This window comes from Streptomyces sp. NPDC007808 (assembly GCF_042868655.1).
Taxonomy (GTDB): domain Bacteria; phylum Actinomycetota; class Actinomycetes; order Streptomycetales; family Streptomycetaceae; genus Streptomyces.
This window is the reverse complement of the sequence record NZ_JBIAEQ010000004.1, coordinates 542361-555708: the sequence shown is the minus strand read 5'-3', so window position 1 is coordinate 555708 and position 13348 is coordinate 542361. Positions and strand designations below refer to the sequence as shown.

Below are 13348 nucleotides of genomic sequence, written 5' to 3'. Positions count from 1 at the left end.
TCCCGGTCCGCTCAGTAACCGGAGGGCCGCACCAGTCCCGACTCGTACGCGAACACCGCCGCCTGCGTCCGGTCCCGCAGCCCCAGTTTCACCAGGATCCGGCCCACATGGGTCTTCACGGTCTGCTCGGCCACGACCAGGCGCTCGGCGATCTCCGCGTTCGACAGGCCCTGGGCGATCAGGGCGAGGACCTCCGTCTCGCGCTCGGTCAGGTCCCCGACACGTTCCTTGAGCGGAGCGCGGGGCCGATTGTCCAGGCGGGAGAACTCGGAGATCAGCCGCCGGGTGATGCCGGGCGCGAGCAGGGCGTCGCCCGCGGCGACCACCCGTACCGCCTCGGCGAGTTGGTCGGCGGAGGCGTCCTTCAGCAGGAAGCCCGAGGCTCCCGCGCGCAGTGCCTCGTACACGTACTCGTCGAGATCGAAGGTGGTCAGCACCAGGACCTTGATGTGCGGTGTGTCGGCGGTGATGCGCCGGGTGGCCTCGATGCCGCCGAGTTCGGGCATGCGGATGTCCATCAGGACGACGTCGGGGGCGAGTTCGGCGACCTTCGCGACCGCGTCGAGTCCGTCGACCGCCTGGCCGATGACCTCGATGTCGGGCTTGGTGTTGAGCAGCACGGTGAATCCCTGCCGGACCATCTGCTGGTCGTCGGCGATCAGTACGCGGATGGGGCTGCTCGTCATGCGGTGCCGTCCTCGATCGGGTAGTTGGCGTGACTGGGATTGTCGGGGACGTAGCCGAGGCCCTCGATGCGCTGGGCCGCGGGAAGGTACGCGCTCACCACATAACCGCCGTCCTTCGACGGGTACGCCGACAGGGCGCCGCCGAGCATCGCGGCCCGCTCCCGCATGCCCAGCAGCCCGTGGCCCGCGCCCTGCGAGGGTGGGGCGGGGAGCTCCGGCCGTGAGTTGGTGATGCGCATGGTCAGCCCGTCGTACTCGTAGCGGACGGCGACGCGGGCGACGGCGCCGGGAGCGTGCCGCAGGATGTTGCTCAGCGCCTCCTGCACGATCCGGTACGCCGAGAGTTCCACGCCGGGCTGGAGCGGGCGGCGCCGCCCGGTGATCTCGACGGTCACGGTCAGGCCGGCGGCGCGGATGTTCTCCACGAGCGCCTCCAACCGGTCGAGGGTGGGTTGGGGAGCGTGCGGGGCGGAGGCGGTGCCGGTCGCGTCGTTGGGGTCCGGGGCGTCGGGGTGTTCCGAGCGCAGGACGCCGAGGACGCGGCGCAGTTCGGTCAGGGCGTCCAGGGCGTTCTGGCGGATGCCCTCCAGGTTCTCCTTCAGCTCGTGGGACGGGTTCTCCACGAGGTGGGGAGCCACCTGGGCCTGGATCGAGATGACGGACATGTGGTGGGCGACGACGTCGTGCAGTTCGCGGGCGATACGGCTGCGCTCCTCCAGGAGGGTGCGGTGCGCCCGTTCCGCCGCGGTGAGGGTCTCCTGTGCGACGAGTTGGGTGCGGGCCTCCTTGCGGCCGCGCAGGGCCGTGCCCACCAGCACGGCCACGGCGAACACGACGACCGCGACGGTGCCGGTGGCGGAGTAGTGCCGGGCACCGATGACGCCCTGGAGGACGAAGGTCGCCAGGCCCGACACCGCGAGGGCCGCGACGGCGTTGCGGGTGGGGACGCGGAGGGCGAGGAGCAGGAAGACGGCGGCATGGGCGATGACCGCGGGGGTGCTCCAGGGCCAGTTGGGGTCGGGCGGTACGACCTCCGGCAGGCGGGGGCGGGCCACCAGGGCGGTGACGATCGTCGCCGCGAGGCTCAGGGCCCAGGCCCGCCCCGGGCGCCACAGGGCGAGGACCAGGGTGAGGCCCTGAGCGAAGCCGGCGAGCAGGCCCTGGGCGGTGGTCAGGCGGTAGCTGACGCTCAGTTCGTTGCCGCCGGCCAGGGAGACGCCGAGGGCGATCCAGAAGGCGATGAGGATGGTCAGCCAGCGGCGCCAGGGCGTGCCGAAGGGCTTGCGCAGGTGCTGGGCCAGGCGGCGTCCGACCGTGGGAGCGGGTGGGAGTGGCCTCTGCGGGGGCCGGGCGCCGTCGGACGTGCGGGACCCCTCCTCTTCGTTCACGTGGTCAACCCTAGGCATGGTGCGGTGCCTTCTTTTCCCGGTTCCGTGGCGTGGGTTGGGAGCGGATCACCCGGGACTTACGGTTCACGGGACGGCGAGGGCCCTGTTCGTAGGGGCGGAACGCCGTCCAGCACAGGGCCAGCGCGGCGGCGAACAGCGGTAGCCAGGCCAGGCGGGCCGCCACCCAGCCGACGTTGTCGGGCAGGGTGTGCAGCCCCGGGAGGTGACCTGCCGTCAGGGCGGCAGCCGTGGTGGCCATCAGGGCCGTCTGGTGCCAGAGGAAGATCGTCATCGCGGAGAGGTTGAGCAGCGCCACCGCCGCCCACAGCAGGGGCCTGCGCATCGCACGGCGCAGTGGCCCGCGCAGGAGCAGCGCCAGTCCGCACTGGGTCAGACCGAAGGTCACGGCGGCCAGTGTCGGCGGGTTGAGGTTGGAGACACCGGCGCCGGGGACGCCGACCATCGACGCCGGGTATCCCCCGGCGGCCACCAGCGCCGCCGTCACCGCGGCGCCCCCGACCAGCAGGATCCAGCCCGCGCGGCGGCGCTCCAACTCGCCCCGGGTCCAGGCCGCGCCCAGGGTGAACGGCACCAGCCAGCCGGCCGCCAGGTTCACCCAGCCGAGCCACGCCGGGGCGCCCAGGCCGAAGCGGAGCAGGTCCACATGGAGGACGACGGCCAGGGGCCAGAGGGGGTGGACGCGCAGGAGGAGGGGCGTCGCCGCGGTGAGCGCCGCGAAGACCAGGAGGAACCACAGGGGGGACAGGGCGAGTTTGAGCAGGGTGTGGACGGTGGCGAGGTCCGTGCCCGTGAGGAGCAGGAGGCCCGATGTCACCGTCCACAGGGTGAGGACGGCCGCCACCGGCTTGAACAGACGGGACAGCCGGGACGTCAGCCACTGTCCGTACGTCGTACCGCGGGCTCGGGCCGAGGCGTGACCTCGGGTCGCCACATGACCGCCCACCAGGAAGAACACCGCGAGAGTCTGGAAGGCCCAGGAGATCGGGGCCAGCCAGGGCATGTGCTGGAGCGGGCTCGCCGTGCGCAGGCCGGTCGCCCCCTTGGCGACCAGCGCGGTGACCAGCCAGTGGCCGAGCACGACGCCGAGGATGGCGAAGGCCCGCAGGGCGTCGACCGCCCGGTCGCGTTCCGCGGGGGTGGCGGCGTCGACGCGGGCGGCGCCCCGGCGTATCCCCTGCCAGGTGCCACGCTCAGCCACGGGTCACCTCCGCGGTCTCGCCCAGGACGATGCGGGTCAGGTTGGCCAGGGACGCCGAGCCGGGCCTGAAGTAGTCGCTGTGGCCGCCCTCGCCCGCCGCGAAGACCCGGGCGCCGAAGGACGGGGACATCGGGTCGGTACCGAAGCCGACGGTGGTGCCGAGCAGGTCGATGCGGATGTGCGGGACCTGCGCGACCCAGTCGTCGCTGCCCCGAGCCGCCCAGACGCGCGCCGTGGTGCGCAGGTCCGCGGCGGTGTCGGACCCGGTACCGGGGCTGCCGATCAGCGCGATGTCGTCGACGTCGAGGTGGGCGGCGGCACGGGCGCAGACCACCGAGCCGTAGGAGTGGCAGAGCAGGGATGTCCGGGGCGGGTGCGGCCGGGTGCCGGTGCGCCCCTTGGGCCCGCCGTCCGGGAGGGCCCGCAGCTGCCGTACGAACTCCCGCAGCTTCGGCGCCGCCTCCTCGGCGCGGCCCGCCGTCGTGACCGTGGTGCTGACGGTGCCCGGCGTCTCGTATCCGAGCCAGGCGACCACCGCGACCCGGGTGCCCCGCGGGGCCTCCTGGACGAGCCGCTCGTGCAGGGCCCGGGCGGCGGTGCGGAACCGGCCGTAGGTGTCGATCGAGGTGTCGGAGCCCGGGACCAGCACCGCGATGCGGTCGGCGTCGGCCAGGTCGCCGAAGACCTCCGTCGCGAGGCCGGCGCCACGGCCGTCGAAGGAGAGGAAGCGGCGGGACGGGTCGGCCATCGCGCGGTCGGCCGCGGCCCGCTCGCGGTCGCCGTGGGCCGCGGCCATACGGGCCGCCTCGGCGGCGTTGGCCCGGTTGGCCGCGTACGCCTCGTCCAGCGTCACCGCCGTCACCGGTGCGAGGGCGGCCGGGGCCGGTGCGGGGATCTCGGGGCGTGCGGCACCGGACAGCGGGACGACAAGGGCTCCGGTGATCAGCGAGGCGAGCAGGACGCGGCGCCATCTGCCGGTGCGGTGGCCCCTGTGCAGGTCATCCGGCTCGTGCGCCCTGCCCGGCCCGCCGCCCGGCCCCTGCTTGCTGCCCGGATCCTGCCCGCCGCCCGGATCCTGCCTGCTGCCCGGATCCTGCCTCCTGCCCGACGCGCCCGCCGCGCCGGCCCCCGTCGTCCGCCCCATGGTCGCTTCCCTCCCGGTCCGCCCGGCCATCGGGCTTGCCTGGATGGGAAATTACGGATGCGGACCCGTCGTCCGCGTCCCGCCAGGGAACTCACCTGCGACGTAGCTCTCAGGTATTACGGGTATGAAAGGGCTGCCGTCACCGCTGCCCGGCCTGCCTTCCTGCCCGAGCCCGCGCCCTCGTGCGGGGCGGCGCCCTCACCAGGCCAGCTGCCCGATCTCCTCCGCCACCACCGCGCACGCGTCGGCCGCCGGGTCGATCAGCGGAAAGTGCCCGACGTCCTCCAGCAACGTCAGCCCGACGACCTCCCCCGCCTTCGCCGCCGCATCCGCGTACGACTCGGCGACCGCCTGCGGCACCACGATGTCCGCGCGGCCCTGCACGAGTGTCGTCGCGATGCCGGTCGGAAGCAGCAGAGCGGGGTCGGCGTACGGCCGACGCTCGGCGAACTTCACGTCGGCGCCCAGGAGTTGGCGTGCGGCGCCACCGCAGACGTCCAGCATGTCGGCGACCGCGAGGTCCGCGATCGGGGCGAGGGCGACCACACCGCGCAGGGACGCCGGGCCGGCGGTGCGCCAGGGTGCGTCCGCGGGAAGGACGTGGCGGGCCGCCCCCCACAGGGCCAGGTGTCCGCCCGCGGAGTGCCCGACGAGCACGGTCCGTCGCGGATCGGCCTGCGGAAGGGCCTCCCGCACCAGCGCCGGCAGCGCGTCCAGCGCCGCGGCGACGTCGTCGAAGGTCGCCGGCCAGCGCCCGGCGACCGGCCCGCCGCCCGCCCCCGACCCCGCCGGCCCCGAAGCACTCCCGCCCGACCCCTGCGCGCTCTCCGCACCCTCCGAGCCCTCCGCGCCCCGCCGGTACTCCACGTTGGCCACGGCGAACCCCCGCCGCGCCAGGAACTCCGCGAACGGCGTCACATGCCGGCGGTCGTAGGGGGCCCGCCACGCCCCGCCGTGCAGGAGGACGACCAGCGGGGCCGCGGCGCCCGGACCCGGCTCGGCGCGCGGGGCGTAGAAGTCGATCACCTGGTCGGGATGGTCACCGTACGAAGCGAGGGCGTCGGGATCGACGGGCGGGTGCGAGAAGGCCGACTTCTCCTCGGCGGCGGCCCGGGCTGCTGCGACGTCGTCCGGCATGCTCCAACCTCTCAGCGACGAAACGGTTTTGGACGGAAGCGGGGGGTGGCGGACCAGGTGGGGATTCGGCCGTTGGCGGGGACGGTACCAGGCCGGTGACATGGGCGGACGCGAGGATGTCACGCTCGGTGAGGGTTAAACGGTTCCATCGTTCCGTTACGCTGGCGGCGCACACCGTACGCGCACCAAGGAGGCTGATATGTCCGCCGAGCCCGGCACCCTGCGTCCCGGGGGGCGTACCGCGCGTGTCCGTGCGGCCGTACTGCGGGCGGCCGGAGACGTGCTGGCCGAGCAGGGGTTCGACAGCCTCGACCTGGCGGACGTCGCCCGGCGCGCGGAGGTGGGCAAGACGACCGTGTACCGGCGGTGGGGCTCGGTGACCGGGCTGGTGGCCGACCTGCTCGCCGACATGGCCGAGCAGTCGCTGCCGCGCGAGGAGACCGGCACGGTGCTGGGGGACCTGCGGGCCAACGCCGCGCTGGTGCAGCGGACGCTTGCGGACCCCCGGCAGGGCGCCCTGTTCCGCGCCGTCATCGCCGCGGCGACCTGCGACGAACGTACGGCGACCGCACTGCGCCGCTTCTACGAGGTGCGGGTCGCGGAGTGGGCGCCGTGCGTGGAACAGGGCGTCGCGAGAGGCGAGTTGCCCGCCGGGACCGACGCCGGGGCGGTCGTACGTGCGGTGTCGGCACCCCTCTACCACCAGTTGCTGACGACGGGCGTGATCCCGGACGCCCCCGCCGCGGAGCGCGCCGCGCGGGCCGCGCACGCGGCTGCCGTGGCGGGGGTGTACACCGTCTAGGTGGTGTCTGCCAATTCCTGCCTGCCACGCGACGCCTGGCACGCACGCTCGCCGCGTGGCCCGCCCTCCGGGCGGACGACGGGAATTGTCAGACACCACCCAGCCCCGGGACCTACGAGGCTCGGCGCAGCACGTCCCCGAGCACCCGCGCCGCCCGCTCCACGTCCGCGAACCCGACGTACAGCGGTGTGAAGCCGAACCGCAGTACATCGGGATGCCGGAAGTCGCCCACGACCCCTCGTTCGATGAGCCGCTTCATGACCTCCTCGGCACCGACGCAGCGCAGGGCCACCTGGCTGCCGCGCCGGTCGTGGGCGGCGGGGGTCACGGACTCGACGCGCCCCTCTTCCACGTACGCCTCGACGCACTCCAGGAAGAAGTCCGTCAACGCGAGGGACTTGGCCCGTACCGCCTCGATCGACACACCGTCCCAGACGTCCAGCGCGGCCTCCAGGGCGAGCATGGACAGGATGTCCGGCGTGCCGACCCGCCCTCGCAGCGCACCCGCCGCCGGCTCGAAGTCACCGCGCATGCCGAAGGGGTCGGCGTGCGAGTTCCAGCCGGGCAGCGGCGAGTCGAAGCGATCCTGGAGATCACCGCGCACATACAGGTACGCCGGTGAACCCGGGCCGCCGTTCAGGTACTTGTACGTGCAGCCGACCGCCAGGTCGACCCCGTGCTCCTCCAGACCCACCGGCAACGCGCCCGCGCTGTGGCACAGGTCCCAGACCGCCACCGCGCCCGCCGCGTGCACGGCTGCGGTGAGGGACGGCAGGTCGTGCAGCCGGCCGGTGCGGTAGTCGACGTGGTTGAGCAGGACGGCGGCCGTACGCTCGCTGAGCGCGCCCGGCACCTCTGCGGGCGTCACCGGCCGCAGCGTACGGCCGGTCATCCGTGCCGCCGACTCGGCGATGTACCCGTCCGTGGGGAACGTCGTCGCGTCGACGAGGATCTCGTCGCGGTCGGACCCTGCCAGCCGTACCGCGCCCACCAGTGCCTTGAAGACGTTGACACTCGTGGAGTCACCCACCACGATCCGGCCGGGTGCCGCGCCGACCAGCGGGGCGATCCGGTCGCCGATCCGCTCGGGCGCGGTCCACCAGCCGCTCTCTTCCCAGGACCGGATGCGCAGCCGGCCCCACTGCCGCCGTACGACGTCCTCGATCCGGCCCGGCACGTTCGCGGGCAGGGCACCCAGGGAGTTGCCGTCGAGGTAGACGACCTCGTCGAGCACGAACTCGGCGCGCTTGCCGGCGAGTTCGTCGGCGGCGTCGAACTTCTCCGCCTTCATGGCCAGTTCGGCCCGCGTGACCAGTTCGGCCTTGACGCGGGGTGCGGCGCCGTCGGTGTCGTGTCCGGTCAGCTCAGACATGGGACCTCGCCGTCCACAGCTCCGGGAACACGTTCTTCTGCGCCCGCTTCTCCAGCCAGGCCACCCCGGCCGAACCGCCGGTACCCGCCTTGGCGCCCATCGCGCGCCGGGTGGCGACCAGATGGTCGTTGCGCCAGCGCCACACCAGTTCCGCGACATCGGTCAACGCCTCTCCCAGGCGCGTGAGTTCGGCGTTCTGGTCGCCGGAGTAGATCGCGGTCCAAGCGGCCTCGACCGCCTCCGACGGCTGGTAGCGCTGCGCGACGTCGCGCTTGAGGACGGCCTCGGGGATCGCGCAGCCGCGCCGGGCGAGGAAGCGCAGCACCTCGTCGTACAGGCTCGGTTCGTGCAGCGCCTTCTCCAGTTCCGCGTGGACGCGCGGTGCGCCGCGGTGCGGGACCAGCATCGACGCGGACTTCTCACCGAGCAGGAACTCCATCCGGCGGTACATCGCCGACTGGAATCCGGAGCCCTCGCCGAGCGCGCTGCGGTAGGCGTTGAACTGGGCGGGCGTGAGCTGCCCGAGCGGCGTCCAGGAGGCGTTCAGCGCCTCCAGCTCCCGTACGGAACGCTTCAGGGCGTCGATCGCCACGCCGACGCGGTCCTCGCGCAGGGCGCGGGCGGCGGTCTCCCACTCATGGACGATGACCGTGAACCACAGCTCCATCACCTGGGTCGTGACCAGGAAGACCATCTCTCCGGGGTCGTCGGAGAGGGTGTGCTGGAGGTGGGTGAGTACGTCTGCCTTGACGTAGTCCTCGTACGGCGTGGTGCCCGCGAAGTCGAGATTCGGGGTCTCGGGCTCCTGGGTCTCCGCGGACGTGTCCTTGGCCTGGTGAGCCGGCTGGGACATCGCTGTCTCCTGTGTAACTCCGGGTAGCGGTCCGCCCTGCCGTTATCGGCAAAGGGGCCCCGGTCCCCACTCGGCATCCTCAGGGATCGCCCCGGACATCGCAAGGCCCGCCCTGGTCACACCGCCGGGGCGGGCCGCTGTCACGATCCGGCTAGCCCAGCGTCTGGGCCGCCGTCGGTGAGGAGTCCTTCAGGAACTGCGAGCAGCGCTCGTACTCCTCCTGCTCGCCGATCGCCCCCGCGGCGCGGGCGAGGGCGTGCAGCGCGCGCAGGAAGCCGCGGTTCGGCTCGTGCTCCCAGGGGACCGGGCCGTGGCCCTTCCAGCCGTTGCGGCGCAGGGAGTCCAGGCCGCGGTGGTAGCCCGTACGGGCATAGGCGTACGACTCCACGACGCTGCCCCGCTCGAACGCGTCGTCGGCCAGCTGGGCCCAGGCCAGCGAGGACGTCGGGTACTTCGCGGCGACATCGGCCGGGGCGGTACCGCCGGCGAGCAGCTCGCGCGGCTCGGGGTCGTCGGGGAGGTGGGTCGGGGGCGGGCCCCCGAGGAGGTTTTCGTGAATGGCCATGCTTCCCAGTCTGTCCTATGGGGCAGCGGGCCCCTTGATCACGCCAGTAGGGTCGTGCCGTGCCTAACGAACACATCACGCTGACCGCGGGCGACGCGGAGGTGGACGTGCTGCCGCAGAACGGCGGTCGGGTCGGGGGGCTGCGCGTCGGCGGAACGGAGTTGTTGCGGCAGGGCGAGCGGTTCGGGTGCTTCCCGATGGTTCCCTGGTGCGGGCGGATCCGGGACGGCCGGTACCTGGACGGCGCCGTGGTGCGGCAGATGCCGCTCAACGCCCCGCCGCACGCCATCCACGGCACCGCCCGCGACGGCGCCTGGAAGGTCGCCCGGGTCACCGGCGACGAGGCGGTCATCACGTACGACCTGGTCGAGCCCTGGCCCTACCCCGGCCGCGTCACCCAGATCGTGCGCCTCGCCGGGGACAGCCTCACCCTCACCATGTCCGTCGAGACGTACGAGACGTCCTTCCCGGCCCAGATCGGCTGGCACCCCTGGTTCAACCGCAACCTCGGCGGAGAGGACGTACGGCTCGACTTCACCCCCGCCTGGCAGGAGGAGCGCGGCGACGACCACCTGCCCACCGGCAACCGTATCGACCCACGGCCCGGCCCCTGGGACGACTGCTTCGGCATGCCCGGCGGAGTCGACGTCACCCTCACCTGGCCGGGGCAGCTGGAGCTGAAGGTGGCCGCCCGGGAGGAATGGGTCGTGATCTACGACGAGCAGGACGCCGCCGTGTGCGTCGAGCCGCAGACCGGCCCGCCCAACGGCCTGAACAGCATGCCCCGCCTGGTCACGCCCCTGGAGCCGCTTGAGGCCACCACCGTCTGGAGCTGGCGGCGCCTCTAAGCTGGGCGGCATGACTGACGTACGCGGCGAGCTGCTGCAGCAGATCAAGGACAAGGCCGTGGTGCACGGCAAGGTGACCCTGTCTTCGGGTCTGGAAGCCGACTACTACGTCGATCTTCGGCGCATCACCCTGGACGGGGAGGCCGCCCCGCTGGTCGGGCAGGTGCTGCTCGACCTGACCGCCGACCTGGAGTTCGACGCGGTGGGCGGGCTCACCATGGGCGCCGACCCCGTCGCCGCCGCCATGCTGCACGCCGCCGCCGCGCGCGGGAAGCGACTGGACGCCTTCGTCGTCCGCAAGGCCGCCAAGGCGCACGGGCTGCAGCGCCGGGTGGAGGGGCCGGACATCGCCGGCCGGCGCGTGCTGGTGGTCGAGGACACCTCCACCACCGGCGGCTCCCCGCTCGCCGCCGTCGAGGCCGTGCGCGAGGCGGGCGCCGAGGTCGTCGCCGTGGCGACCATCGTCGACCGGGCCACCGGCGCCGCCGAGAAGATCCAGGAGGGCGCGGGAGTGCCGTACCTGTTCGCCTACTCCAAGGACGAGCTCGGCCTCGACTGACCTGGTCCCGGCGGCCATCCGTCTCGGCTGGTGACAGGCGCTCGGAGCATCCCGGTTCGTCTGGAAAGATGGGCGCCGACGACGACGTCACACCTCCCAAGGTCTAGGTCAGGGCCGTAAGAAAAACGCAGTAACGCAGTACGTCAACCCGCACACTCAAGGAGCGGACAGATGCCCATCGCAACCCCCGAGGTCTACAACGAGATGCTCGACCGGGCGAAGGCAGGCAAGTTCGCCTACCCGGCCATCAACGTGACCTCCTCCCAGACCCTGCACGCGGCCCTGCGCGGTTTCGCGGAGGCGGAGAGCGACGGCATCATCCAGATCTCCACGGGTGGCGCCGAGTTCCTGGGCGGTCAGCACAGCAAGGACATGGTCACCGGCGCCGTCGCCCTGGCCGAGTTCGCGCACATCGTCGCCAAGAAGTACGACGTCACCGTCGCCCTGCACACGGACCACTGCCCGAAGGACAAGCTCGACGGGTACGTACGCCCGCTGCTGGCCGTGTCGGAGGAGCGTGTCGCCCGCGGCGAGAACCCGCTCTTCCAGTCGCACATGTGGGACGGCTCGGCCGAGACCCTCGCCGACAACCTCTCCATCGCGCAGGAGCTGCTGGAGCGCGCCCGCGCTGCGAAGATCATCCTTGAGGTCGAGATCACCCCGACCGGCGGCGAGGAGGACGGTGTCACGCACGAGATCAACGACTCCCTCTACACCACCGTCGACGACGCCATCCGTACGGCGGAGGCCCTGGGCCTGGGCGAGAAGGGCCGCTACCTGCTGGCCGCCTCCTTCGGCAACGTGCACGGTGTGTACAAGCCGGGCAACGTCGTCCTGCGTCCGGAGCTGCTGAAGGAGCTCAACGAGGGCGTCGCCGCCAAGTTCGGCAAGGCGTCCCCGTTCGACTTCGTCTTCCACGGCGGCTCCGGCTCCACCGAGCAGGAGATCGCGACCGCGCTGGACAACGGCGTCGTCAAGATGAACATCGACACCGACACGCAGTACGCCTTCACGCGTCCGGTGGCGGCCCACATGTTCCAGAACTACGACGGCGTCCTGAAGGTCGACGGCGAGGTCGGCAACAAGAAGACCTACGACCCGCGCACCTGGGGCAAGCTCGCCGAGGCGTCCATGGCCGCGCGCGTCGTCGAGGCCTGCTCGAACCTGCGCTCGGCCGGTACGAAGATCAAGTAACCGACGGCTCCACAGCCGTCTTCCGCGAGCCGGGTGCCACAGCACCCGGCTCGCTGTATACCTGGGGGCATGCCCGACGTCCGGCTGGCCTCACCGCAGGGCAGGTGGATCCTGCTCACCACCGTCCTCGGCTCCAGCATGGCGATGCTGGACTCGACCGTCGTCAACATCGCCCTCCCGCGCATCGGCCGCGACCTGGACGCCGACCTCGCCGCGCTGCAGTGGACGGTCAACGCGTACATGCTCACGCTGGCCGGGCTGATCCTGCTGGGCGGGTCGCTGGGGGACCGGTACGGACGCCGCAGGATCTTCGTCGTGGGGGTCGTCTGGTTCGCGGGGGCCTCCTTGCTGTGCGGCATCGCCCCGAACGCCGGGGTGCTCATCGCCGCCCGGGCGCTCCAGGGCATCGGCGGGGCGCTGCTCACACCGGGGTCCTTGGCCCTGATCCAGGCGTCCTTCCATCCCGACGACCGCGGACGGGCGGTCGGCCTGTGGTCGGGGTTCGGGGGCATCGGCGCGGCGGCCGGCCCGTTCCTGGGCGGCTGGCTGGTGGACGGCCCGGGCTGGCGCTGGATCTTCCTCCTCAACGTCCCCCTCGCACTGCTCTGCGTCCCCGTCGCGCTGCGCCATGTCCCCGAGTCGGGGGACGGACGCAAGCACGGCCGCTTCGACGTGCTCGGCGCGGCACTGGGCGCCCTGTCCCTCGCCCTGGTGACGTACGCACTGATCGAGGCGGGCACCGGTTCCCTCGCCGTCGTCCTCACCGCGGTCGCGGGTGTGGCCGCGGGCGTCGCCTTCGTCGTCGTCGAGAAGCGCCGCCCCGACCCGATGATGCCGCTCGACATCTTCGCGTCCCGCCAGTTCACGGCGGTCAACCTCGTCACTCTCTGCGTGTACGCGGCTCTCGGCGGCTTCTTCTTCCTCGCCGCGCTCCAGCTCCAGGTCGTCTCGGGCTACTCGGCCCTCGGCGCCGGTACGGCACTGCTCCCGACCACTGTCCTGATGCTGCTGCTCTCCGCCCGCTCCGGCGCCCTCGCCGACCGGATCGGCCCGCGCATCCCGCTCACCGTCGGGCCCCTGTTGTGCGCGGCCGGGATGCTGCTGATGCTGCGCGTCGGCCCGGACGCCTCGTACGTCACCGACGTACTCCCCGCCGTGCTCGTCCTCGGCCTCGGCCTGGTCACCCTGGTCGCTCCGCTGACCGCCACCGTCCTCGCCTCGGTGGACGTCGCGCGGGCGGGTCTGGCCAGCGGCATCAACAACGCGGCGGCCCGCGCGGCCGGTCTGGTCGCCGTGGCGGCGCTGCCGCTGCTCACCGGGATGGGCGCGGAGGCCTACCGTTCACCGGACGCCTTCGACGACGCGTTCGGCCGGGCGATGCTCCTGTGCGCGGGCGCACTGGTGGCCGGAGCGCTGCTCGCCTTCGCGACGGTCCGGCGCCCGCCGCCGGACTGCACACGCCCCGAGTGCCGCACACACGGCGGCGTGACGGCACCGCCACTGGAGGGACGACCGGTGCGACGACGGGTGCCGTAGCCACGGACATACTGAGCATTTGCTCACCGGCGGGGCGAAGGGCTG

13 protein-coding genes are annotated in these 13348 nt (G+C 72.6%); 5 read left to right on the top strand and 8 right to left on the bottom strand.

All coding sequences use genetic code 11. From position 1 onward, the window contains the following. Positions 1–11: 11 nt before the first annotated feature. From ACFYNL_RS18320 to ACFYNL_RS18300, 5 genes are all read right to left on the bottom strand, one after another. Positions 12–686 carry a response regulator gene (locus ACFYNL_RS18320; protein ID WP_388804069.1) on the bottom strand — a complete coding sequence of 225 codons (675 nt, stop codon included), beginning with the start codon at positions 684–686 and terminating at the stop codon, positions 12–14. Further along, on the bottom strand, positions 683–2092 hold the full coding sequence (locus tag ACFYNL_RS18315; RefSeq protein ID WP_388804066.1) for a sensor histidine kinase: 1410 nt from the start codon (positions 2090–2092) through the stop codon (positions 683–685). Before ACFYNL_RS18315 ends, ACFYNL_RS18320 begins: the two co-directional genes overlap by 4 nt. Beyond that, positions 2085–3293: an acyltransferase gene (locus ACFYNL_RS18310; RefSeq protein ID WP_388804063.1), complete on the bottom strand. Its 1209-nt coding sequence runs from the start codon at positions 3291–3293 to the stop codon at positions 2085–2087. Before ACFYNL_RS18310 ends, ACFYNL_RS18315 begins: the two co-directional genes overlap by 8 nt. Then, positions 3286–4437, bottom strand: a complete 1152-nt coding sequence (locus ACFYNL_RS18305) for an alpha/beta hydrolase (RefSeq protein ID WP_388804060.1) — start codon at positions 4435–4437, stop codon at positions 3286–3288. The genes ACFYNL_RS18310 and ACFYNL_RS18305 overlap by 8 nt, the downstream gene beginning before the upstream one ends. 198 nt (positions 4438–4635) lie before the next feature. After that, positions 4636–5574, bottom strand: a complete 939-nt coding sequence (locus tag ACFYNL_RS18300; protein ID WP_388804057.1) for an alpha/beta hydrolase — start codon at positions 5572–5574, stop codon at positions 4636–4638. Between the two features lie 199 nt (positions 5575–5773). Here ACFYNL_RS18300 and ACFYNL_RS18295 point away from each other — a divergent pair, with 199 nt between their 5' ends. Further along, positions 5774–6376, top strand: a complete 603-nt coding sequence (locus tag ACFYNL_RS18295) for a TetR/AcrR family transcriptional regulator (protein ID WP_388804054.1) — start codon at positions 5774–5776, stop codon at positions 6374–6376. Between the two features lie 112 nt (positions 6377–6488). Here ACFYNL_RS18295 and kynU read toward each other — a convergent pair whose 3' ends face one another. From kynU to ACFYNL_RS18280, 3 genes are all read right to left on the bottom strand, one after another. After that, positions 6489–7667 carry a kynureninase gene (gene kynU, locus ACFYNL_RS18290; protein WP_388804599.1) on the bottom strand — a complete coding sequence of 393 codons (1179 nt, stop codon included), beginning with the start codon at positions 7665–7667 and terminating at the stop codon, positions 6489–6491. Between the two features lie 73 nt (positions 7668–7740). Then, a complete protein-coding gene (locus ACFYNL_RS18285) occupies positions 7741–8601 on the bottom strand; it encodes a tryptophan 2,3-dioxygenase family protein (protein WP_388804051.1) in 861 nt (286 codons plus the stop codon). 151 nt (positions 8602–8752) lie between these two features. Then, positions 8753–9166 (bottom strand): DUF3151 domain-containing protein, encoded by a 414-nt coding sequence (locus ACFYNL_RS18280; RefSeq protein ID WP_388804048.1) that lies wholly within the window; start codon positions 9164–9166, stop codon positions 8753–8755. Positions 9167–9225: 59 nt separating this feature from the next. Here ACFYNL_RS18280 and ACFYNL_RS18275 point away from each other — a divergent pair, with 59 nt between their 5' ends. The 4 genes from ACFYNL_RS18275 to ACFYNL_RS18260 all read left to right on the top strand — a co-directional run bounded on the left by ACFYNL_RS18275 (position 9226) and on the right by ACFYNL_RS18260 (position 13303). Then, positions 9226–10014 (top strand): aldose 1-epimerase, encoded by a 789-nt coding sequence (locus tag ACFYNL_RS18275; protein ID WP_388804045.1) that lies wholly within the window; start codon positions 9226–9228, stop codon positions 10012–10014. Positions 10015–10024: 10 nt separating this feature from the next. Next, on the top strand, positions 10025–10573 hold the full coding sequence (gene pyrE, locus ACFYNL_RS18270) for an orotate phosphoribosyltransferase (protein ID WP_388804042.1): 549 nt from the start codon (positions 10025–10027) through the stop codon (positions 10571–10573). Positions 10574–10744: 171 nt separating this feature from the next. After that, positions 10745–11767, top strand: coding sequence for a class II fructose-bisphosphate aldolase (fbaA, locus tag ACFYNL_RS18265; protein WP_388804039.1), 1023 nt, complete (start codon positions 10745–10747; stop codon positions 11765–11767). Positions 11768–11836: 69 nt separating this feature from the next. Beyond that, positions 11837–13303: an MFS transporter gene (locus ACFYNL_RS18260; RefSeq protein WP_388804038.1), complete on the top strand. Its 1467-nt coding sequence runs from the start codon at positions 11837–11839 to the stop codon at positions 13301–13303. Positions 13304–13348: the final 45 nt, after the last annotated feature.